General features: G+C 61.8%; 20 protein-coding genes and 2 pseudogenes. 4 read left to right on the top strand and 18 right to left on the bottom strand.

Translation table 11 applies throughout. The features are described 5' to 3' along the window. Positions 1-66: 66 nt before the first annotated feature. Positions 67-720, top strand: coding sequence for a DUF6517 family protein (locus C495_RS14260; protein WP_008164120.1), 654 nt, complete (start codon positions 67-69; stop codon positions 718-720). Between the two features lie 125 nt (positions 721-845). Here the strand turns inward: C495_RS14260 and C495_RS14255 are convergent, their stop codons facing one another. Beyond that, positions 846-1,709 carry a 2-oxoacid:ferredoxin oxidoreductase subunit beta gene (locus tag C495_RS14255; protein WP_008164118.1) on the bottom strand — a complete coding sequence of 288 codons (864 nt, stop codon included), beginning with the start codon at positions 1,707-1,709 and terminating at the stop codon, positions 846-848. Further along, positions 1,706-3,463 carry a 2-oxoacid:acceptor oxidoreductase subunit alpha gene (locus C495_RS14250; RefSeq protein ID WP_008164115.1) on the bottom strand — a complete coding sequence of 586 codons (1,758 nt, stop codon included), beginning with the start codon at positions 3,461-3,463 and terminating at the stop codon, positions 1,706-1,708. The genes C495_RS14255 and C495_RS14250 overlap by 4 nt, the downstream gene beginning before the upstream one ends. Positions 3,464-3,614: 151 nt before the next feature. Here C495_RS14250 and C495_RS14245 point away from each other — a divergent pair, with 151 nt between their 5' ends. Together C495_RS14245 and C495_RS14240 are read left to right on the top strand one after the other, a co-directional pair. Then, on the top strand, positions 3,615-4,283 hold the full coding sequence (locus C495_RS14245) for a ferredoxin--NADP reductase (protein WP_008164113.1): 669 nt from the start codon (positions 3,615-3,617) through the stop codon (positions 4,281-4,283). Positions 4,284-4,365: 82 nt separating this feature from the next. Then, a complete protein-coding gene (locus tag C495_RS14240) occupies positions 4,366-4,758 on the top strand; it encodes a hypothetical protein (protein ID WP_008164111.1) in 393 nt (130 codons plus the stop codon). Between the two features lie 34 nt (positions 4,759-4,792). On the opposite strand, the gene mce is transcribed toward C495_RS14240, so the two are convergent. Next, positions 4,793-5,176: a methylmalonyl-CoA epimerase gene (gene mce, locus C495_RS14235; protein ID WP_008164110.1), complete on the bottom strand. Its 384-nt coding sequence runs from the start codon at positions 5,174-5,176 to the stop codon at positions 4,793-4,795. 101 nt (positions 5,177-5,277) lie between these two features. Between mce and C495_RS14230 the strand changes: the two genes are divergently transcribed. Further along, a complete protein-coding gene (locus C495_RS14230) occupies positions 5,278-5,592 on the top strand; it encodes a YbjQ family protein (protein ID WP_008164107.1) in 315 nt (104 codons plus the stop codon). A 41-nt stretch (positions 5,593-5,633) separates the two neighbouring features. Here C495_RS14230 and C495_RS14225 read toward each other — a convergent pair whose 3' ends face one another. The 15 genes and pseudogenes from C495_RS14225 to grpE form a co-directional block, all read right to left on the bottom strand. Beyond that, positions 5,634-6,473: an aldo/keto reductase gene (locus C495_RS14225; protein ID WP_008164105.1), complete on the bottom strand. Its 840-nt coding sequence runs from the start codon at positions 6,471-6,473 to the stop codon at positions 5,634-5,636. A 105-nt stretch (positions 6,474-6,578) separates the two neighbouring features. Beyond that, the gene (locus C495_RS14220; RefSeq protein ID WP_008164103.1) at positions 6,579-6,974 is read right to left on the bottom strand and encodes a hypothetical protein; all 396 of its coding nucleotides are present in this window, start codon (positions 6,972-6,974) and stop codon (positions 6,579-6,581) included. 121 nt (positions 6,975-7,095) lie between these two features. Next, a pseudogene (locus C495_RS14215) lies at positions 7,096-8,787 on the bottom strand (acyl-CoA mutase large subunit family protein). Positions 8,788-8,881: 94 nt separating this feature from the next. Then, positions 8,882-9,190: a hypothetical protein gene (locus C495_RS14210; RefSeq protein WP_008164101.1), complete on the bottom strand. Its 309-nt coding sequence runs from the start codon at positions 9,188-9,190 to the stop codon at positions 8,882-8,884. Between the two features lie 4 nt (positions 9,191-9,194). Further along, a complete protein-coding gene (locus C495_RS14205; RefSeq protein WP_008164098.1) occupies positions 9,195-9,779 on the bottom strand; it encodes a GNAT family N-acetyltransferase in 585 nt (194 codons plus the stop codon). A gap of 73 nt (positions 9,780-9,852) precedes the next feature. Beyond that, a complete protein-coding gene (locus tag C495_RS14200; protein ID WP_008164095.1) occupies positions 9,853-10,767 on the bottom strand; it encodes a phosphatase PAP2 family protein in 915 nt (304 codons plus the stop codon). Between the two features lie 330 nt (positions 10,768-11,097). Next, positions 11,098-12,210, bottom strand: coding sequence for a transposase (locus C495_RS14195; RefSeq protein ID WP_008164093.1), 1,113 nt, complete (start codon positions 12,208-12,210; stop codon positions 11,098-11,100). A gap of 191 nt (positions 12,211-12,401) precedes the next feature. Beyond that, positions 12,402-13,061: an HAD family hydrolase gene (locus C495_RS14190; RefSeq protein ID WP_008164090.1), complete on the bottom strand. Its 660-nt coding sequence runs from the start codon at positions 13,059-13,061 to the stop codon at positions 12,402-12,404. Between the two features lie 146 nt (positions 13,062-13,207). Beyond that, a complete protein-coding gene (locus C495_RS14185) occupies positions 13,208-13,780 on the bottom strand; it encodes an FAD-dependent oxidoreductase (protein ID WP_008164089.1) in 573 nt (190 codons plus the stop codon). A gap of 103 nt (positions 13,781-13,883) precedes the next feature. Further along, positions 13,884-14,051, bottom strand: a pseudogene (locus C495_RS14180) (solute carrier family 23 protein); the annotation flags it as partial. 85 nt (positions 14,052-14,136) lie between these two features. Beyond that, complete coding sequence (locus C495_RS14175; protein ID WP_008164085.1) at positions 14,137-14,883, bottom strand: hypothetical protein; 747 nt, start codon at positions 14,881-14,883, stop codon at positions 14,137-14,139. 106 nt (positions 14,884-14,989) lie between these two features. Beyond that, positions 14,990-15,589 carry a DJ-1/PfpI family protein gene (locus tag C495_RS14170; protein ID WP_008164083.1) on the bottom strand — a complete coding sequence of 200 codons (600 nt, stop codon included), beginning with the start codon at positions 15,587-15,589 and terminating at the stop codon, positions 14,990-14,992. Between the two features lie 182 nt (positions 15,590-15,771). Then, positions 15,772-16,935 carry a molecular chaperone DnaJ gene (gene dnaJ, locus C495_RS14165; protein WP_008164081.1) on the bottom strand — a complete coding sequence of 388 codons (1,164 nt, stop codon included), beginning with the start codon at positions 16,933-16,935 and terminating at the stop codon, positions 15,772-15,774. Between the two features lie 344 nt (positions 16,936-17,279). Continuing rightward, positions 17,280-19,193, bottom strand: a complete 1,914-nt coding sequence (gene dnaK, locus C495_RS14160) for a molecular chaperone DnaK (protein ID WP_008164079.1) — start codon at positions 19,191-19,193, stop codon at positions 17,280-17,282. Between the two features lie 166 nt (positions 19,194-19,359). Beyond that, positions 19,360-20,271, bottom strand: a complete 912-nt coding sequence (gene grpE, locus C495_RS14155) for a nucleotide exchange factor GrpE (protein ID WP_008164075.1) — start codon at positions 20,269-20,271, stop codon at positions 19,360-19,362. Positions 20,272-20,375: the final 104 nt, after the last annotated feature.

The following is a 20,375-nucleotide window of genomic DNA, read 5'->3' as shown; positions in this document are numbered from 1 at the left end:
ACACTCTTGTCTACAGAACAGAACGTGACGAAACCACTATACGGCCGCCAGCGCAGTACTCTGGTAATGACGTACTCTCGACGACGCCTTCTCGCGGCCGGCGCGACCGGAACCCTCGCGTTGACCGCTGGCTGTCTCGATTTCGTTCGCGGTGCCGGGCCGCTCGAACTCGAGGCCCAGCGGGTCGCCCCGACCGACGACGCACTCGCCGAAACCGGCTACGGCGAACGCGAAATCACGGACCAATCACTCGAGGAAACGATCGACGTCGGCGTCGAACGCGACGTTCGGGCGACGGTCTGGACCTCGGTGTATGCAAAAGAGATCGAGTATCAGGGCCACACCCACGAAGGCAGCGTCTTCGCTGCCGTCTCCATTCCGGACTTCTCAGTGCTCGGCTACTCACTGAATCCGATCGCGGACATGGACAACGAGGACCTCCTCGAGGAGTTCCTGAACGAACTCGAAGGCGACCGTTCGATCGAGGACATCTCACACCAGGAGTCGTTCTCCCTCGAGATTCTCGATGAGAGCCGCGACGTCGACGTCTTCGAGGGTGAAAGTGACCTCGAGGGCGAACCGATCGACGTCGAAATCGTCCTCTCGTCGTTCAGCCACGACGACGACATCATCGTCTTGTTGGGCAGCTACCCCGCGCCGCTGGCCGAGGAGTCAGCCAACACCGAGGTGCTGATGGAGTCGGTCGAACACCCCGTCTGAGCGGTCTCGAGTTGCGAATCGTCTGCCGACTGTTGTGTCTGTCGCTCGTTGTCTCTCGTCTCAGTCGTTGCGACTCGACTCGAGAGTGCAGCGAAAAAATCGATCGTTGAGGCGTCGAAGGCGAGTTAGTAGAACTCGCGGACGAGATCCATCGCGTCGTCGGGCGCGCCGTCCGGAATCTCGGACATGTCCTCGGTGACGCCGTGTTGTTCGTGGTATGGGACGGAGTTTTCGTCCTGATACATGATCCCCTGATACTCCTTGTCGCTGTCGAGGATGACTTCCTTGGCGGCCTCGTAGTCGGTGGGGTCGTGGCCCTCGTCCTCGAGGTCGACGAGGTTGTCACGGAAGTAGTCGTAGGTGTCGACGTCGTTGAACGTGACACACGGGCTGAAGACGTTCACGAAGCCGAAGCCGTCGTGTTCGACGGCTTTCTGGACGATCTCCTGGTGTCGCAGGGCGTCGGAGGCAAACGACTGTGCGATGAAGGACGCACCGGAGGCGAGCGCGAGCGCCAGTGGGTTGACTGGCGGCTGTTTCGGCCCTTCGGGCGTCGTCGAGGTCTCGAAGTCGGACCGCGAAGTCGGCGAGGCCTGTCCTTTGGTCAGGCCGTAGATCCGGTTGTCCATGACACAGTAGGTCATGTCGACGTTCCGGCGGACGGCGTGGACGAAGTGGCCGGCACCGATCGAGTAGCCGTCACCGTCACCGCCGGCGACCATCACTTCGATATCGGGGCGGGCCATCTTGACGCCGGTTCCGACGGGGAGTGCACGGCCGTGAACCCCGTGGAGGGCGTAGCTGTGCATGTAGGTCCCGATCTTGCCGGAACAGCCGATTCCGGCGACCACGAACGTGTTGTCGGGGTCGTTGCCGGTTTCGGCGAGGGCTTTCATCATGCCGTTCATCGTCCCGAAGTCGCCGCACCCGGGACACCAGGTCGGCTGCTTGTCGGATTTGAAGTCTGTGAATCGAACGTCGGAGCTCATTGTGCTGGCACCTCTTCGGAGAGTTTCTCGGTGATCTGTTCGGCGAGTTCGTCCGCCTTGAAGCGGACGCCGGTGTACTTGTTAATGCGTTTCACACGGGTAAGCACGTCGTGTTCGATCAGGTCCGCGAACTGTCCGGTCGCGTTACACTCGACGACGATCACGTCGTCTGCGGCCTCGATCTCGTCGGTGAGGTCCGGTCGTGGGAAGATGTACGGCACCGAGATGACGCGGACATCGATCCCGTCGTCCTCGAGGTAGTCGAGCGCTTCGGCGAGTGCGCCTTCGTTGGAGCCCCAGGAGAGGATAAGGTTGTCGGCGTCTTCGTCGCCGAACTCGCGGTACTCCCAGTTTTCGTCTTCTTTTGCGGTCTCGACCTTCCGGGAGCGCTTGTCGACCTGCTGGACACGCTCGTCCTGGTCTTCGGTCCGGCGACCGAGTTCGTCGTGCTCGAGTCCCGTGCTCATGTGGGCACCGTCGATCGTTCCCGGAATGGCACGTGGGCTGACACCGTCGTCGGTGACGGCGTGGGCGCGGAATCGGCCCTGCTCGTCGAGCCACTCGTCGACGCTGTCGTCGTCGACGAGTTTCCCGCGGTCGATCTCGACAGCGTCCATGTCGAACGTTTCAGGCGCGAACGTCTGTTCGGTGACCGACATCGCCAGATCGGAGATCAGGAACACCGGCGTCTGGTACTTTTCGGCGAGGTTGAACGCCTCGATGGTCTTCCAGAAACACTCGTCGATCGACGTCGGAGCGACGACGAAGCGTGGGACCTCGCCGTGACCACCGTACAGCGCCATGTTGAGGTCGCCCTGTTCCTGTTTCGTTGGCATCCCGGTCGAGGGACCGGATCGCTGAACGTCGGTGATCACAAGCGGCGTCTCGCTGGTCGCGATCAGGCCGAACGTCTCGGTCATGAGGTCGATCCCGGCACCGGACGTGGCGGTCATCGAGCGAGCACCAGCGCGGGCACCACCGAGGGCCATGTTGATCGCCGACAGCTCGTCTTCGGCTTGGACGACGTGGCCGCCGTACTCTTCGATACGCCCCGTCAGGTACTCCATGATCGAGGTCGCGGGCGTGATCGGATAGCCGGCGTAGAAGCGACAGCCAGCGGCGAGTGCGCCCATCCCGATCGCCTCGTTGCCGTTGAGGAGGACGTAATCGTTGTCGGTCGTCTCGAGGTCGTAGCCGAGGTGATCCAGATCGTAGTGTTCCTGGACGTATTCCTGGCCTGCGCGGGCGGCCGCTTTGTTGTTCTCGACGATCTTCGAGCCCTTGCCACCGAAGCGCTTCTCTAAGGCTTCGTCGAGGTATTCGACGTTGAAGCCGGTAATCTCACATGCGGCACCGAGTGCGACGATGTTGCGCATGATCGCACCACCGGCGTCTTCGGCGAGTGATTTTAGGGGGACGTCGACGGCGTTCATCTCCTCCGGAATCTCGGCCTCCCACGAGCGCTCACCGTCGTAGATGATGGCGCTGTCAGCGTGGAGTTCGTCGAGATTCTCGTCGATGGTTCGTTGTGTCAGTGCGACCAGAATGTCCAGTCGGTCGACGACGCTTTGAACTCGATCAACAGAGGTACGAATCTTGTATGCTGTGTAGCCACCGCGGATTCGTGACGCGAAGTCTTTCGACGTGAATACGTGCCGTCCGGCTCGGGAAAGTGCCTGAGCGAAGATTTTACCGGTGGAGTCGATACCATCACCGGCTTCACCTCCGACCGCCCAGTTGAGATCCTCAGCCATGTTATGCAGAACCTTTTCCCCAGTAAATGAAAAGGCTTCTGAAACCTCAACCGATTCACCGCCCATTAGAGTGGGCTATTAACTCACACACGAGTGTGTTTTGACGGTTCGAACGGAACGCCTTTTCACGTTCCCACCGAACCGATTCGACATGGAAGGGACGCCAGTTTCCGTCGAATCAGTACGTGAAGTCGGCCCCGGCACCGTCGCACTCGAGCTCGAGACGCCAGCAGGGTTCGATGCCGCACCCGGCCAGTTCGTCTTGCTCCGAGCCATCCCTTGGGACGTTGCGGAAGACGAAGCGATCGACGAGGATGACGTCGTCATGCGCCACTACACGCTCTCGTCGCCGTCCGTCGACGAGACGTTCGAGATCACGGTCGGAATCGACCCCGACGGCGACCTCTCGCCGTGGCTCGCCGACCTCGAGGGCGGCGAAACCGTCCACATCGACGGTCCGTTCGGGACGATCACGTACGAGCGTGACGAGGACGTGGTCGCCGTCGCCGGCGGTCCGGGGGTTGGTCCTGCAGTGTCGATCGCCGAAGCAGCCGAGGAATCAGGTCACAACGCGGTCGTCATCTACCAGGACGACGAGCCAGCACACGTCGATCGGCTCGAGGCCCTCGAGGATGCGGGCGCAGCCGTCGTGATTCTCGATGTGGACGATGACGGCGGACTGGCCGATGCGATCGAGACCCACCACGCGGACGGCCAACTCTACGCCTTCGGCTTCGAATCGTTCGTGACGGCCGTCGCGGACGCACTCGAGGACGCCGGTGGCGATTCCGACGAGGCGCTGATCGAGAACTTCGGCTGAACGCTCACCGTTTGCGTTCACCCGCAGTTTCCCGTTGTTCGCAAGCACATGTTTCTCCCGCGCTCCTCCACTACTCAGTCGCATGGTTGACGACGACCTCGAACTCGAGCGCGAACTCGGCGATGCGACCATCGTCTACGACGATCCTGACGAGGGGACGGTCGAAAAGACGGTGCCGAACGAACACGTCGCCTACTTTCAGGACCACTGGATCATCAAGACCGACGAGGACGACCAGGGCCACGATATCGTTCGACGGATTCCATCAGGTCGGGTCCACTACGTCGAACGCTCCGTCGAACAGTTCGAGGACGAAGTCGAGACGCTGGTCGACCGAGTCCAGTCGTTCGCCAGCGCTCTCCAGACGAAGATTCCGGTCGGCGGCGACGGCGACGAACGACGCGAGCGGCGCGAGCCACACCGCATCGATGTCGGGTCCGGGGCCATCGACGAGCGCGACGAGCCGGATCGGTAACTCGAGTCGCGTCGGTGACGCCGGTCGGCCGCGATCAGTGCTCGACGAACTCGACCAGAATGCCGCCCGTGTCTTTTGGATGTAAAAAGGCGACCTCGTGGCCCCACGCACCGGGTCGTGGCTCCTCGTCGATCAGCGTCACGTCGTGCTTGCGTGCGCGCTCGAGTGCGCCCTCGATGTCGTCCGTCGCGAGCGCGAGGTGGTGGATGCCAGCCCCGTTAGCGTCGAGATAGCGCGCGATTGTGCCGTCTTCGAGCGGTTCGAGCAACTCGAGGTAGCTCTCACCACACTCGAGGAAGACCACGCGCATTCCGTCGAACTCCTCTTCGTGGACGGCCTCGAGGCCGAACAGGTCTTCGTACAGCGTTGCGAGTTCTCGTGCGTCTTCGGTTGCGATTCCCGCGTGATCGAAGTGCATGGGTGACCGTTTCGTGAGGGGTGACAAATATCGCGGTGATATCAATCGCCGACGCTGGCCCAGCGAGTATATACTCACGACGAGCATACTGTCGCATTCGAATGCAGATCACGAACACCGAAACAGTCCCCAACCGCGACATCGTCGAGACGCTCGGAATTGCCCGCGGAAACACCGTCGAAGCGCGGAACGTCGGCCGTGATATCACCCAGTCGATTCGCAACGTCTTCGGCGGCGAACTCAAAGCGTACTCCGACCTCCTCTCGAAGGCGCGAGACGAGGCGATCGACCGCATGGTCGCAGACGCCGAACGAATGGGTGCCGATGCCGTCGTCAACGTCCGCCTCGAGACCTCTCAGATCACCGACGGCGGCTCCGAAGTGATGGCCTACGGCACGGCCGTTCGACTTCGATAAGATCGCGACCGACCGCGGAATCGACGCCTCGAGTTCAGCCGTTACCGAAGCCCGAGCGTGGTCGCCAGTCGGTCCCAGCGACCATCGCCGACCGCGGCGACGGCCGCCAGTTCGTCGGGCGACAGCTCGAACTCGAAGACGTCCGCGTTCGCTTCGATGTGCCGGCGGTTCGCGGCCTTTGGAATCGCTGCGACGGCCGGTTGCTGGAGCAGCCACCGCAGCGCGACCTGTGCTGCTGACTTGTCATAGGGCTCGCCGACCGCCTCGAGTCGATCATCGCCCGGCACGACGCCCTCCGCGAGTGGGCTGTACGCGGTGAGACAGATCCCGTGGTCGACACAGTACTCGAGCAGCTCGTCCTGATGATGATAGGGATGGTATTTGACCTGATTCGCGACGATCGGCGTTGCGGAGTGCTCGCGGGCGGCCTCGAGGCCATCGATGTCGAAGTTGCTGACACCGATCTGGTCGACGTGACCGTCGTTCTGGAGGTCGTTCATCGCCGCCAGCGTCTCCTCGAGCGGGGCCTGCTCGCTCGGCGCGTGGAGCAAGAGGAGGTCGACGGTCGACAGGCTGAGTCGCTCGAGGCTTGCGTGTGTCGACTCGAGAACGTCGTCGAAAGCGGCGTTGTCGGGATGGACTTTGGTAACGATAAAGACGTCGTCGCGGTCGACCTCGCTTGCGGCGACGGCCGCGCCGACGGCACGCTCGTTGTCGTACAGCTGGGCGGTGTCGATGTGGCGGTAGCCGACCTCGAGGGCCCGTTCGACGGCCCGTTGGCACTCGTCGCCGGTCATCCGCGCGGTGCCGAAACCGAGCGTCGGAATCTCGGTATCGCCAACCGTCACTGTTGCTGTCGACACCGTCGAACGTGAATCCATACGACAACGATCACTGGCCCGGCTCTTCAAACCGATCCAGCACCGCCTCGAGAACAGCCCGCGCTGCCGGCCCGGACGCGGTGGTCGCCATACGAAACGGACACGCTACTGATAATCAGGATCGACGCCGTCGACGAGCCAGTCGACGGCCTGCTGGTGCCAGTCGTCGGTCGTCCCGGCGTTGAGATACCGTTCCCAGTCGTAGATTCCCGACTCCTTGGCGAGGCGGCGAAACTGCAGCGTCAGAATCGCCGAGTCGAGCACCACGCTCGAGCGAACCATTCCTGCGTCCTGGTAGTGTTGCTGTCCCGCCCGCATGACCTGCTGTTCGTCGTCGCTGAGCAGGTTCAACTCCCGCATGTCGACGAGAACGCCGAACTCGTCGGGCGCGTCCTGTAACGCCGTTCGAGAGTCGTCGGTCCACTCCTGAAGCTCTTGTTCGTCCATCTTCCCAGCAAACGTAATCTTGAACCCGAACTCCGTCTGTTCAATTGTGTACATTAGTGAACTATTTCGACGGGAGGGAATCTCATAATATTATGATTCCGATGTTCGCTACCCTGTGCCCGACCTGTGACACGCCGCCGCAAAAACAGCTGCTTCGACTCGAGGACAGCCCCGTCTAGACCGCGCTGCCGGGCTGGTACTCGCCGAACTCCTCGCGGAAGACGTTACAGACCTCGCCGACGGTCGCGTACGCTTTCACCGCGTCGATGATGTACGGCATGAGGTTCTCGTCGCCCTGGGCGGCCTCGCGCAGGGCCTCGAGTTTCGCTTCGGCCTCCTCGTCGTCGCGCTCGCTGCGGGTCGCCTCGAGGGTCTCGATCTTGCGCTGTTCGTCTTCTTTGGTGACCTCCTCGACGTCCATCTCGACGTCCTCTTCGACCTCGAACTCGTTGACGCCGACGATGATGCGGTCTTTGTTCTCGATCTCTTTCTGGCGGTCGAAGGCCGTGTCCTGAATCTGGCGCTGGACCCACTGCTGTTCGATGGCCTCAAGCATGCCGCCGCGTTCGTCGACCTCCTCGAGAAGTTCGTAGGCTTCTTCCTCGACCTGATCGGTGAGACTCTCGACGTAGTAGCTGCCGGCCAGTGGGTCGATGGTGTCTGCCGCGCCGGATTCGTGAGCGAGGATCTGCTGGGTTCGCAGGGCGGTACGGACGGACTCCTCGGTCGGCAGTGCGAGTGCCTCGTCTTTGCCGTTGGTGTGGAGACTCTGCGTGCCGCCGAGGACGGCCGCGAGGGCCTGATAGGCGACACGGACGACGTTGTTCTCGATCTGCTGGGCGGTCAGCATCGAGCCGGCCGTCTGGGTGTGGAACTTGAGCTGTTTGGATTTCGGGTCGTCGGCATCGAAGCGCTCGTCGATGATGTCGTGCCACATCCGACGGGCTGCACGGAACTTTGCGACCTCTTCGAAGATGTTGTTGTGGCCGTTGAAGAAAAACGACAGCTGTGGAGCGAACTCGTCCACGTCGAGGCCGGCGTCGATCGCTGCCTCGACGTACTCGATCCCGTCACCGAGCGTGAACGCGAGTTCCTGTGCTGCCGTTGCACCTGCTTCGCGGATGTGATAGCCCGAAATCGAGATCGTGTTGAACTTCGGCGTCTCTTCCGAACAGAACTCGAAGATATCCGTGATGATCCGCATCGACGGCTTGGGCGGATAGATGTAGGTGTTCCGCGCGCTGTACTCTTTGAGCACGTCGTTTTGGATCGTTCCACGGAGTTCCTCGCGGTCGACGCCCTGTCGGTCGCCCACGGCAATATAGAGCGCCAGCAAGACGGAGGCCGGCGCGTTGATCGTCATCGACGTCGAGACCTCGTCGAGCGGAATGCCGTCGAAGACCGTTTCCATGTCGTCGAGCGAGTCGATCGCGACACCCGCTTTCCCAACCTCACCGGCGGACATCGGGGCGTCCGAGTCGTGGCCCATCTGTGTTGGCAGATCGAACGCCATCGACAGCCCGGTCTGTCCCTGATCGAGCAGGTAGTGGAAGCGCTCGTTGGTGTCTTCCGGCGTCGAGAAGCCGGCGTACTGGCGCATCGTCCAGAGCCGACCGCGGTAGCCCGTCTAGCCCGTCGAGTATACCCCGCGCGTGTACGGCGGCTCACCCGGATAGCCGAGATCCTCGTCGTAATCGAGGTCGGCAACGTCGGCTGGCGTGTAGATCCGATCGACGTCTTGACCCCCTGTATCCGTCGTGAACGTCTCCTTTCGTTCACCGAACCGGTCGATGACTGGCTCTACTTCGTCTTCGTGCCACTCCTCCTCGTTGGCACGAATCTCCTCGAGTTCATCAGCGTCAAACATTATCGTTACCGTGGATGGGGTGGGGCTTGAAGTTTGATGAACGCGCCCGGCGTCGCCTCGAGTCGCGGGCCACTCAGAGGGACAGCAATCCCTCTCAGACGTCGTCGTCCGGGTCGTGTCGTGCGGCCATTCTGCGCGCCTCCGTCGCATACCGGTCTCGAGTCGCGGGGTCGTCGACGGTGCCCACGGCATCCGGCGAGACGCACAATCCCGCTTTCGTTTCTCGAGCAGGGCCGGTGAAACTCGTCAGCGCACGCTCGCGGCGGTGGTAGCGGCTGCCGTCTTCGGTGGCGTACACCAGGATGATCAGGTTCAGTTCGTCGTCCGAGTACGTCCGCTCGACGAGCCAGACGCGGACGCCGTCGTCGTCTTCGCCCGTGGTATGTTCGTCGGTCGATGGCATCGTGTTACTGGCCCGTGTCGTACTTGTACGTCGCCGATTCAGGGTCGATCCCGAAGTCCTCGGGTGATTCGACATCTGCCGACTCCTCGCGGCCGTCGGGTGCGTGCTTGAACGCCTCCCGGAGTCGGTCGGGCATCCGGAACCGGGAGCGCTCGAGTTCGAGGGGGACGGCCTCGGGATCGACGCCGTCGCGTTTGTCGGTCAGGCGCTGTTGGAGCGGTTCCGGAAGCCGTGCGTCGTCGATTCGCCGGAAGCCAAACTGGGCGAGATAGCTGCCTTCGCCGGTCAACGCGTAGACGGTGTCGAAATCCTCGTCGCTGGCGTACTCGACGAGGCGTTCGACGACGTGAGCCCCGACGCCCTGAGTTCGCCACTCCTCTAAGACGCCGATGCTGGTCAACTCACAGATGTCTGCACCGTCGTCGACTCTGTGGATGCGAATGCGGCCGAACCCTGCCTTTTCGCCGGATGCTTCGTCGACGGCGACGACGTAGTCGCGCGAGCGGAACGCCGTCTCGTCGAGCCCCATCGCCTCGATATGGTCGAGCAGCCAGACTTCCTCTCTGTTTTTCGCGTCCCGCACGTACATACACTAGAAAAACGGACCGTACGGCAAAAAATATTTGTGAGGACTGGCCATTGCTGGAGACTCGAGGCGGTTTTCATCTCGCAAGTCGCCGGCTGTACCGTTTTGCCGACAACCAGCAACGACGTGTCGGCACGGACCATGGAACGAGGACGACGACTGCGAGAGACAGTGCAGACCAGACGACGACCACTCCATTGCTGACTTCACCTGCCACGAGCCAGACCCCGACGGCGAGAACGGCTCCAAGAGTCGGGAGCAACACCCGCAGGGTGGCGTGTCGCATCGCCTCTGAAATCGTCGGTGCGGAGTACCAAGCGAGTAGTCCGCCAAGCCCGCCGCCGAAGACGATCAGCGAGTTTCGACTCCCGACGAACACCGTGGCAAGCACGCCGAAACTCAATCCAATCGCGAACGTCGCCGTCGTCTCATCGACCGGTAATCGTCGCGAGACGACGTTTCTGAGCAGATAGTAGCTTCCGAGAAAGCCAACGCCGTAGATAAATCCGCCGGCCACGTCGCCGGGATAGTGCACACCGAGTCCGACCCGTGTGAACCCAACCCAGCCGATGAGCGTGATTCCGACGAGCGCTCGGTTTCGAAGGGTGCTTCTCGGTAACTCGAGAGCGATCATGCCGACGATAATCGTGGCAGCCATCGTGTGGCCGCTGGGAAAACTCGTTGTGGAAATATGGGCCGCGTGCTCGTACCACGGGACGAACCACGTGGGGAAGGCGTCGGCGCTGACTGGTGGGTCGACGGTCGGACGTGTCGCGGTATGATACGATTTGGTGAGCGACATCAGCCCGTAACAGCCGATAACGCCGCCAAGCCACGGCGCTACACGATCGCGGTTGGTCCAGTAGGCAGCGATCATCGCGGGTGCGATCAGATAGACACTCCCGAGATACGAGAGCACGACCATGATGATTCCGAGCCACGTCGGCACAGCGTCACGGACGGCTTCGATGACAGCAGGATCGAACCACATTCAGACAACTATTAACTTTTCTAATAAGTATTTCTTTCGATCATGTTTGATTTGCACACGTCTGCGAACGCTTGCGTGTCGGATTCGATCACGACCACGCGTTTATGGGATGAGCAGGCGCAAAACCTCGCCGTTTACAGTAGTTGCCGAAGCAACTCTTCAAATAATCTAAAACTCTTTGATTCGTTGCGGTGGTTGGTGGCACCAGCATGCGATAGCTGAAGCGTCACGATCAAAGAAGCGAAGGAGCGCCGTACAGCGGCGCTCCGAAGCGTTGTCACTCGCTTTGCTTCTTCCTGACCGATCTGCTCGGTCGACTCAGAGAGCGGTCTATCCGTAGTCGGTCAGGAGCACGAATTCACGGAAGATCCTCGTCGAGATTGGTGGTTTTCCTGGAATCGCTCCCTCTGTAACGAGAACGTTCGCCAGAACCCAGAGATTGTACAGCGCAACTGCGAACAGAAAGTAGAACAGTCGCACCGAGAACGTCGGCGACGACGTTCTCGGAAGAAAGTCTCCGATTTGGCGATAAGAGGTCTCAATTCCCCAGCGGCGGCGGAACGCCGCCGCGTACGCTCGAGCGGCCTCAGGTGCGATCTCGAGGTTTGTGACAAACCACACGTGCTCGTCCTCTTCTGAGCGATGAGGGACTACAAAGATCATTACAGGAGCCGATGCGGTCGGTTTCCGCTTGCGCTGCATGAGATAGTCGTCGACAACCGTCTCAGCGCCGGCGCTGAGACGGTCTTTCATTCCTTTGCTCGGACGCGCACGAACGATGTAATCGACACCGAGCTGTTCCAATTCAGCGACAACGTGGACCTGGTAGAAGCCACGGTCGAGATAGACGTGCCTGAGTGAGATGTACTGCTGGGCGGTCTCCAGCAGCGTTCGAACGGCTTCGCGCTTGGCGCGAAAGCCGTTCTCTTCGAGTGGAAGCACAGCAAGCGTAAATCGTGTCCCAGGAGTCACAATACAGAGAGTCGCAAAACAGTACGTTCGAGTCGTTCCTTGATCCGGGTAGGTGGTGAGAACGTGATCTGTGTCGGCTGTACCGTAGAACCGCCATTCGTGAAGATCGATCGCGACGTCGACACAGCTGGGCAACAGTCGACGTTTCCGAAGGACCTCGAAGAGATCATCGCGGACGCCATCGAACTGCTCGTCGATGGCGTCCGCTTCCAGATTCCGAAGATGGTAGAGAAGTGACTTTGCGAGCGAGTTGCGAGCCGTTGACGTGATGTCAACTGGTTCGTTGTGGTCTAACTGGTGCGTTTTCCCGCCTGTATTGGCGAACTCTTGATCAAAAGCGATCCGAGAAAGGACTTCGAGAAAGTCCTCTCTCGTGTACTTTCCACACAACTTGATATCAAAGTCGAGTTCTGGATAGACAAGGGTTGATGCGGCACGACAGACCTGTTTTGCTTCGGTTGTCTTCACCATAGACACCCTCACCAGCAGCAGCATCGTGAATTAGGTTCGGCGTCTACTGTTCACGCCGGGGAGGATGTCAAACGGGACAGTGGTCTGGAACTGTACTATGACACATCTCGCCCTCGTCGACGCCCAGCACCCACTTGAGGGGCATGCCACGCTCATCGAGGGCGGCGAAAATGGGTTCTCGAGCGAGGCTCTCACTCGAGAACTGTCGGGAGTTGTGTGAGCGATGAGAGCCGATGTGTTGGCTCGACGGCGAGTGCGTCGTCGGTCGCGGACTCACTCGAGCGTGTGAGCAGCGCCGAATCGATCCCCGCGTTGTGGGCGGCTTGAACGTCGATCTCTCGGTCACCGACGTACAGCGCCGATTCGGCCTCGAGGGAGTCCATCGCGTGGGTGATGTTCGTCGGCTCGGGCTTGCGCCGAGCGAGTCCATCCGGCGTCAACGGACAGCCGTAGACGGTCTCGAACACCGACTGCAGGCCGAATCGGTCGAGGAGCCTCGTGACGACGGTCGGGTGGTTGTCGCTGACGATCCCGAGGGGATACTCGAGCGATCGAACCACGCTCACATCGTCGTAGGCCCCACGAAGCCCGCGTTCGACCTCGCTCAGCTGTGCACGGACCAGTTCGCGCACCGCCTGTGTACAGAACCGGTCGGTATCGATCTCGAGGTGACGACAGCGGTCGGCGATCGACTCGAAATCACCCTGCATGAGTTCCTGAAGCGTCGCTGCTGCTGGACCCGACCGTCCGAGGTTCTCGTATGCTCGGCTGAGTGCGTCGTACATCCGCTGGGACGAGGGCGTCTCAACCACGACCCCATCGAAGTCAAACAGGACCGCGTCGTACTGCATCGCTGGGGTGGTATTTGCTCTCGACCTATAGCCTTTTCTAGCTGACCGACAGCACACTGTGTGTCTCACGCGAACGGTGGCGGACCGTCCGGAGCACAGTCGGAACGCCCTGTCTGTGACGGTCACTCGCCGCTCGAGCCACTGAGTCACTCGGACTCGAGGGTCGGCACGTCGGCTGGCGTATCGAAGTCGTGGAAGTGCTCGCCTCGTTCCTTGCTTAGAATGTGCAGGGCCGCCGAGGCACCGTCGCCCGCAGCGATGATAGCCTGCCACTTTTCGGCTCGGACCATCGCCCCCGTCGCGTACAGGTTCTCGACGCTCGTCTCCATGTCGAGACCCACGTCGACGGTTCCCTCATCGTCGAACGCACACTCGAGGTCGTCGGCGATCGACCGATCCCCGCCCGTCGCGAGCACGACGTACTCGGCCGTGTGACTGTCGGATTCGGTTTCGACGTCGAAGCCGTCCGCACCGGCTTCGATACCGGTGACGGCGTCGTCCGTGTAGACCTCCGCGCCGCGATCCCTGACCTGTCCGCGTGTGAGTGCCATGAACTCGCTGCCGCTGATGCTCCGGATACCCGGATAGTTGAACAGGTGGGCTTTGTGCATCCACGTCTCGTCGGTGTCGAAGACGACGGTCTCGAGGCCGTTTTTCGCGGTGAACAGTGCAGCACTCAGTCCGGCGGGACCGCCGCCGACGATCGCAACGTCTGGCATATCACGGTCGACAACGATGAGCGAAATAAACGATTTTGCACGAACAGCTGATGGTCACGAAGACGGACCGGACGCCGTCTCCGGCGCGTTAATCGTCACTGGGGCCGACGATGTGGCGGCTCATCACGCCGGTGAAGTTGGCGATACCGACGTTCTGTGAGAACGACGTAATCGGAAACGCAGAGAAGATAGAGCCGAGCGAACTCAGAATGCCGTCGTTGAACAGCCCGCCGCGGAACTCCGTATCGGTCGGATTTCGACCCTCCGCGGCCTCCATGGAGACGGTTGGAGAAATCGCGGCAAAAACGGTTCGTTCTCGCGGTTGTCCAGCCTCGAGACTGCCGCGGCGACACTGATCAGGGAAGCGAGACGTCCTCGAGTTCGATCCGAGTCGACTCGGGAACTGACTCGCTCGAGACCGCATATGCGCCGTCTGTGGCCTCTGTCTCGGCGTCGTCATCTGTGAGCACGATCACGCCCTCGGCGAGCAGCGGCGTGAGGACGCCCGCAACCGTGGCTCGAGGGTCCGACAGCGGTTCGCGAACGACGACGCGGTCGCCGGCCTCGATACCGTACTCGTCGATCAGTTCGCTCGCGGTCTCGAGTGCCATCTCGTGACTGATCGTCCGATCGCCGTCGGTCAGGATCGTCGTCTCGGGGTCGATATCCAGCGGTGGGAACGAGGGGTTCTCGCTCCAGACGCCTGCATCGAAGTGGTGGATATCGGGTTCGTTCGGTTTCGACCCGTAGCCCACCCGCTGGGCACCACGCGGAAGGTCGTAGATCCCGGCTTCGAGGTCGTCGACCGGAGCCACGAGCGCTCGGAATTCGTCAGCATCCGTGAGGTCGGTTGGCGGGTCGAACCGCGTGGTTCCCTCGAGTAGCGAGGTGCCGAAGAAGGCGAGCAACGCAAGCGGGTTTTCCCCGACGATCCCGACGGTAACGTCCTTGCGAACGCCCGAGTGTCGAAGGAAGTTCCCGGCTTTCCAGGACGTCGTACACAGCCAGTGGTGGTCGAACTCCCGGCCCGTCGCATCGACGAGTGCCGTGCGATCGTCCCGGAGTTCACGCGTGAGGAGCTCGTCGACAGTCACGGCGGTCATACCGCGTACTCAGTTCCCGGCCGAAAAAAGCGCGCCGACTCGAGGCCGACAGCAGCCCGTCATACGACGGCGCGTTCGCACTGGTCGCCGACTGCTCGAGTCAGTGTCAATCGTCCGCGGCTGCAGGGGCAGTGTCGGGGTGGTCGATTTCGGTGCCGAGACACGCCAAGAACTCCGCGAGCCACTCGGGGTGGTCCGGCCACGCCTGTCCCGTCACCAGATTTCCGTCGCGAGTCACCTCTCCCGTCCAGTCGCCGCCAGCGCCGCGAACGTCGGCCTCGAGCGCCGGATAGCCGGTACAGGTGCGTCCCTCGAGGACGTCCGCGGCGGCGAGGATCTGGACACCGTGACAGACCGCCGCGACGGGTTTGTCTTCCTCGAAGAAGTGCTGGACGATCTCGAGGACCTCATCGTATGTTCGGAGATACTCGGGCGCACGGCCGCCGGGAACGACCAGCGCGTCGTACTCGGCGGGGTCGACGGCGTCGAAGTCGTGGTTCAACTCGAAGTTATGCCCCGGCTTTTCGGTGTACGTCTGGTCACCCTCGAAGTCGTGGACGGCCGTCGGACACGTGTCGCCGGCTGCTTTCTCCGGGCAGACCGCATGGACATCGTGGCCGACCATCTCGAGCGCCTGAAACGGGACCATTACCTCGTAGTCCTCGACGTAGTCGCCGGCGAGGAGCAGGATCTGTTGTGCTGACATGGAGCTCCCGTACGAGTACACCCGCACCGGACATAATCAATGTTGGATGATACCACGACACTCGGAATTTCGGACGTGTGTTTCTCGGCCCACTCACAACAGCTCCATTGGGAACACCACACGGGGCGAAGAACCGACAACGCTGCCACAGCCGTCGTCACACGACTAGCTGTGACGATCGGCTAGAACGCGCGTTTGATCTTCTCGAAGAAGCCTTCCTTGACGTCGATCTCGTCGCCGCCGGCCTCGGCGAACGCCTCGAGGGCGTCGCGCTGTTCGTCGTTCAGATTCTCGGGGGTGACGATCTGGACTTTCACGTAGAGGTCACCCTGCCCGCGGCCGCGGAGTCGTGGCATCCCCTTCCCCTCGAGGCGGAAGGTTTCCCCACTCTGGGTTCCTTTGGGGATGTCGAATTCGACGGAGCCGTCGAGCGTCGGCACCGTGACGGTGTCGCCGAAGGTCGCCTGTGGGAACGAGACGGCGAGTCGGTGTCGAAGGTCGTCGCCCTCGCGTTCGAACGCCTCGTGCTCGCGAACCGAGACGTCGATCAGCAGGTCGCCACGACGGCCGCCCTCGGGGCTGGGCGCGCCTTCGCCCTCCATCCGGAGCGTCTGGCCGTCCTGAATGCCCGGCGGAACCTCGACGGTCAGCGTCGCCTCGCTGCGGACGTAGCCCTCGCCGCGACACTCGTCGCAGGTCTCGGAGTACAGCGTCCCCTCTCCCTCACAGTGGGGACACGTCGTCGTCTGCTGGACCCGCCCCAGCGGCGTCTGCTGGACCTGCGTCACCTGTCCTCGGCCCTGACACTCCGAACAGGTCTCGGCGTCCGCGTCCGCGGGATGGCCCGCACCGTCACAGACCTCACACGCTTCGGGTCGCTCGACCGTAAACTGCTTTTCGGCCCCCTCGAACGCCTGCTCGAGATCGATCTCGAGTTCGGTTCGGAGATCCCGGCCCTTCCGTGGTCGACGCCGACCGCGGCCGCCACCGCCGCCGAAGACCTGTTCGAAGATGTCGCCGAGTCCGCCGCCACCCATGCCGCCACCGCCGCCCATGCCACCGAACGGGCCACCACCCATCCCGCCGGCACCGGCGTCGCTGGCGTCGAAGCCGTGCTTTTCGGCTTGCTCGTAGCGGTCGTGACCCATTCGGTCGTAGGCTTGGCGTTTTTCCTCGTCGGTCAGCACCTGCTTTGCCTTCTGGATCTTCTTGAATTTCTCCTCGGCGTCAGGGTCGTCGCTGACGTCCGGATGATACTCCGTAGCCTTCGTCCGGTACGCCTGTTTGATCTCCTCAGCCGACGCGTCGGAACTCACACCGAGCACGTCATAGAAGTCCTCGCTCATTCGTTGTCACACCGATACTCGGTTGAGCCACTTGAAACGAACGTTCCAGCACCGACGTTTTTGCGCAAGCGGTTCGCCTGCGAAAAAACTTCGCTCAAAAAGGCCGCTCGCTCTCGCTGGTCGCTTGCGGGTGCAGTAGCTTTCGTCTCGACCGCAGCGGCAACACCGCCGTAGTTACTGTTCGTTCACCGGGTCAATAAATAGTCAGATGTAGTCTGACCGGCTGAAGAAAACGACTTACTCGTCGTCGTCTTTGTCCACTTCGAAACGTTCGCTTCGCTCACGTTTCGAAACTACGGAAGGCTCACTTCGCTCACCTTCCGAGCCGACGACTCGGACTCGCGTTACTCGTCCTCGTCGTCGACGTCTTCGAAGTCCGCGTCAACGAACTCCTCGCCCTCGTCACCTGCTGCGCCGCCTGGGCCGGGGTTTGGACCGCCGCCCATGCCGCCCATGCCGGCACCTGCGCCTGCGCCAGCGCCCGCTGCACCGCCAGCGCCTGCGGCACCAGCCTGTTGCTGGTAGATCTGCTTGCCGATCTCCTGAAGCTCTTTGCTCAGGCTCTCGGTCGCAGCTTCGATGTCTTCGGCGTCCGCATCGCTGTCGTCGATCGTTTCCTCGAGTTCCTCGACGGCTGCCTCGATGTCACCACGCAGGTCGTCGTCGACTTCCTCTTCGTTCTCCTCGAGCAGCGTCTCGGCGCGCTGGATCGTCGCTTCGGCCGTGTTGCGGGCCTCGATGCGCTCGCGTTTCTGTTTGTCCTCTTCGGCGTGTTTCTCGGCTTCGGCCTGCATCTCTTCGATCTCGGAGTCGGAGAGTCCGGCACCACCCTCGATGGTGATCTCCTCGCTTGCGCCGGTGCCTTTGTCCTCTGCGCTCACGTTGACGATGCCGTTTTCGTCAATGGAGAACGTGACCTCGATCTGTGGGGTGCCTGCCGGCGCTGGCGGGATGTCGGTCAGGTGGAACTCGCCGAGCATCTCGTTTTTCTGTGCGAGTTCGCGCTCGCCCTGGAAGACACGGACCTGCACGGAGGTCTGGTTGTCCGCCGCGGTCGTGAAGATCTTCGACTCTTCGGTCGGAATCGTCGTGTTCTTCTCGATGAGCCGCTCGAAGAGGCCACCTTTGACCTCGATCCCCAGCGAGAGCGGCGTGACGTCGAGCAACACGATGTCGTCGACCTCGCCGCCGAGAACGCCACCCTGAATCGCCGCGCCCAGCGAGACGGCCTCGTCGGGGTTGACGTTCTTCTGAGGCTCCTTGCCGGTGAGCTCTTCGACCTTCTCACCGACCTGTGGCATCCGGGTCGAGCCACCGACCAGCAGGACCTCGTCGATGTCGTCTTTGCTGTAGCCGGCGTCCTCGAGTGCCTGCTCGGTCGGCTCGACGGTGCGCTCGATCAGGTCGCTGGTCAGCGACTCGAACTTGGCGCGAGTCATGGACTCCTCCAAGTGGATCGGGCCGTCGTCGGTGGCCGTAATAAACGGCAGGTTGATCTCGGTCTCCTTGCGCGAGGAGAGTTCGATCTTGGCCTCTTCGGCGGCGTCTTTGAGCCGCTGGAGGGCCTGTCGGTCCTCGCGGAGGTCCATCCCGTGTTCGGCTTCGAACTCCTCTGCAAGCCAGTCGATGATCGCCTCGTCCCAGTCGTCGCCACCGAGGTCGTTGTCACCGTTCGTTGCGACGACTTCGTAGACGCCGCCGCCGAGGTCGAGAATCGAGACGTCGAACGTGCCACCACCGAGGTCGTAGACGAGCACGGTCTGGTCGGAGTCGTCGTCGAGGCCGTAGGCCATCGACGCGGCGGTTGGCTCGTTGATGATGCGCTCGACCTCGAAGCCGGCGATCTCGCCGGCGTCTTTGGTCGCCTGACGCTGTCGATCCGAGAAGTACGCGGGAACGGTGATGACAGCCTTCTCTACTTCGTCGCCGAGATACTCTTCAGCGTCGCGTTTGATCTTCTGAAGGATCATCGCCGAGATCTGCTCCGGCGTATACTCCTCATCCTCGATCTCGACGGTGTAGTCGTCTTCGCCGATGTGGCGTTTGATCGAGGCGATCGTCTTTTCGGGGTTCTGGATCGCCTGATTTTTCGCCGGCTTGCCGACGAGTCGCTCGTCGTCGTCGGTAAACGCGACGACGGAGGGCGTCGTCCGCTCACCTTCGGCGTTGACGATGATCTCCGGGTCGCCACCTTCCATCACCGCGAACGCGCTGTTCGTCGTCCCAAGGTCAATTCCGAGAATTTTGTTGCTCGCCATCGTGGGGGGCTATTGTGCGCACTTTGTTTTAAAGCTTACTAGGGCGTTTCGTGAGCCGAATAAAATAGACCGAATCGGCGATAGACGCCACTCTCGAGGGGGTAACACAGGCAAATCGAAATCGCGTGAAAATCAGGTCAGAACTGTCAATCGGCGGTAGCGTCCGTCACTCAGCCGTTTCTTCGGCTGCGGCCTCGTCGCTATCGTCGCTGTCGGCCGCCGCCGAGGAGTCGTCGTCCGCGTCGCCCTCGAGTTCGCCGTTCGAGACCGTCACTTGTGCGTTCTGGATCACTTTCTCGCCCATCTCGTAGCCGGGTGTGTAGACGTCGGCGATGGTCCCTTCGGGCAGCGCGCTGTCGACGCGCATCATGACTTCGTGGCGCTGTGGGTCGCTCTCAGTGCCCGGTTCGGGATCGATCTCCGAGACGTTCTCGTCCTCGAGCACGCGGTCGAACTCGCGAAGCGTCATCTCGACGCCATCACGGAGGCTGTCGGCGTCACCGCTTTCCTCCGCTAAGGCGCGTTTCATGTTGTCGCGGACGCCGAGTAGTCGTTCGACGAGGTCCTCGGTGGCGCGGTCTTTGATCTGCTGTTGGCGCTTTTTCGCGCGTTTCTTGTAGTTCTGGAAGTCGGCCTGTTTGCGCTTGAGCCGACCCTTGAGGTCGTCGACTTCGGCTTCGGCTGCCTCGAGGTCGTCTTGTAACTCGCCGATGGTTTCTGCCTGTTCTGCGACGCGCTCGGAGAGATCCTCGAGTTCCGCGCGCTGGTCGGTGGCGGTGGCGTTTACTTCACGAGCATCCTCGACGATAGCGCTGACCTGGTGGGCGAGGTCGTCGTCGTGCTCGCTGATCTCCTCTAGAAGTTCCTGGATGTCGTCGCTCGTTTCCGGGGTGATAGCTGGCTCGTCGTCTGAAGCGGCCGGTTCGGCTTGTGGTTCGTCCTCGGCTGGTGTGTCCGTATCGGGCGAGTCGGCGTCGCCGGCCGCGTCGGACTCGACGTCGGCCGTCTCGCCGTCGTCGGATTGCTCCTCGGACGGGACACCCTGGGCCGTCGCGTTCGTGCCCTCGTCTTCGCTCATGTGCCAGTCAACGAACAGCGGTAATAAAAGGGTTGAGGTACGGTGCGCTGGCCACGACGGAGGTCCCGTCCGCGACGCTCGAGCAAGTACCCCGACGGCACCGT

The sequence above is a fragment of the Natronorubrum sulfidifaciens JCM 14089 genome (assembly GCF_000337735.1).
Taxonomy (GTDB): Archaea; Halobacteriota; Halobacteria; order Halobacteriales; family Natrialbaceae; genus Natronorubrum; species Natronorubrum sulfidifaciens.
The sequence above is the reverse complement of the archived record's forward strand: the minus strand, read 5'-3'. Positions and strand labels throughout refer to the sequence as shown.

What these genes read in the sequence shown, in the direction of transcription:
- C495_RS14250 (WP_008164115.1), bottom strand. Translation starts at nt 3,463, where the DNA reads ATGGCTGAGGATCTCAACTGGGCGGTCGGAGGTGAAGCCGGTGATGGT.
- C495_RS14225 (WP_008164105.1), bottom strand. Translation starts at nt 6,473, where the DNA reads ATGGATTCACGTTCGACGGTGTCGACAGCAACAGTGACGGTTGGCGAT.
- C495_RS14210 (WP_008164101.1), bottom strand. Translation starts at nt 9,190, where the DNA reads ATGCCATCGACCGACGAACATACCACGGGCGAAGACGACGACGGCGTC.
- grpE (WP_008164075.1), bottom strand. Translation starts at nt 20,271, where the DNA reads ATGAGCGAAGACGAGGGCACGAACGCGACGGCCCAGGGTGTCCCGTCC.
- mce (WP_008164110.1), bottom strand. Translation starts at nt 5,176, where the DNA reads ATGCACTTCGATCACGCGGGAATCGCAACCGAAGACGCACGAGAACTC.
- dnaJ (WP_008164081.1), bottom strand. Translation starts at nt 16,935, where the DNA reads ATGAGCGAGGACTTCTATGACGTGCTCGGTGTGAGTTCCGACGCGTCG.
- C495_RS14245 (WP_008164113.1), top strand. Translation starts at nt 3,615, where the DNA reads ATGGAAGGGACGCCAGTTTCCGTCGAATCAGTACGTGAAGTCGGCCCC.
- C495_RS14190 (WP_008164090.1), bottom strand. Translation starts at nt 13,061, where the DNA reads ATGCAGTACGACGCGGTCCTGTTTGACTTCGATGGGGTCGTGGTTGAG.
- C495_RS14240 (WP_008164111.1), top strand. Translation starts at nt 4,366, where the DNA reads ATGGTTGACGACGACCTCGAACTCGAGCGCGAACTCGGCGATGCGACC.
- C495_RS14205 (WP_008164098.1), bottom strand. Translation starts at nt 9,779, where the DNA reads ATGTACGTGCGGGACGCGAAAAACAGAGAGGAAGTCTGGCTGCTCGAC.
- C495_RS14185 (WP_008164089.1), bottom strand. Translation starts at nt 13,780, where the DNA reads ATGCCAGACGTTGCGATCGTCGGCGGCGGTCCCGCCGGACTGAGTGCT.
- C495_RS14200 (WP_008164095.1), bottom strand. Translation starts at nt 10,767, where the DNA reads ATGTGGTTCGATCCTGCTGTCATCGAAGCCGTCCGTGACGCTGTGCCG.
- C495_RS14170 (WP_008164083.1), bottom strand. Translation starts at nt 15,589, where the DNA reads ATGTCAGCACAACAGATCCTGCTCCTCGCCGGCGACTACGTCGAGGAC.
- C495_RS14260 (WP_008164120.1), top strand. Translation starts at nt 67, where the DNA reads ATGACGTACTCTCGACGACGCCTTCTCGCGGCCGGCGCGACCGGAACC.
- C495_RS14220 (WP_008164103.1), bottom strand. Translation starts at nt 6,974, where the DNA reads ATGTACACAATTGAACAGACGGAGTTCGGGTTCAAGATTACGTTTGCT.
- C495_RS14230 (WP_008164107.1), top strand. Translation starts at nt 5,278, where the DNA reads ATGCAGATCACGAACACCGAAACAGTCCCCAACCGCGACATCGTCGAG.
- C495_RS14255 (WP_008164118.1), bottom strand. Translation starts at nt 1,709, where the DNA reads ATGAGCTCCGACGTTCGATTCACAGACTTCAAATCCGACAAGCAGCCG.
- C495_RS14175 (WP_008164085.1), bottom strand. Translation starts at nt 14,883, where the DNA reads ATGACCGCCGTGACTGTCGACGAGCTCCTCACGCGTGAACTCCGGGAC.
- C495_RS14195 (WP_008164093.1), bottom strand. Translation starts at nt 12,210, where the DNA reads ATGGTGAAGACAACCGAAGCAAAACAGGTCTGTCGTGCCGCATCAACC.
- dnaK (WP_008164079.1), bottom strand. Translation starts at nt 19,193, where the DNA reads ATGGCGAGCAACAAAATTCTCGGAATTGACCTTGGGACGACGAACAGC.